Genomic DNA, 249 nt, shown 5'->3' with positions numbered 1-249 from the left:
CTCCATTGGAATACACTTCCGGATTCAAGATAATCAGAATCATCACTTTGTCTCGCTTTATTCTCTTTGTCTATTTGTTCAATACTTATACCAGATAATTTTGACTGTGTACCTGTAAAATATTTTTCAATGACGCTATTCGATAAACCTACCGCTTCAAATATCTGTGCTCCTTGATAACTTTGTACAGTAGAAATGCCCATTTTAGCCATCACTTTAATAACGCCTTCTGACAATACATTGGTATAC

The 249-nt window shown here is 34.5% G+C and carries 1 protein-coding gene; it reads right to left on the bottom strand.

Annotation, left to right across the window (positions count from 1 at the left end):
- Nucleotides 1-236: glutamate synthase central domain-containing protein (locus tag ACSNOD_RS32015; RefSeq protein WP_436770548.1), on the bottom strand; the 236-nt coding region annotated here is incomplete at its 3' end.
- Nucleotides 237-249: the final 13 nt, after the last annotated feature.

The organism is Streptomyces sp. URMC 123 (genome assembly GCF_051386515.1).
GTDB lineage: Bacteria > Actinomycetota > Actinomycetes > Streptomycetales > Streptomycetaceae > Streptomyces.
Note: the sequence above shows the minus strand (reverse complement) of the source record. Positions and strands in the feature narration are given on the sequence as shown.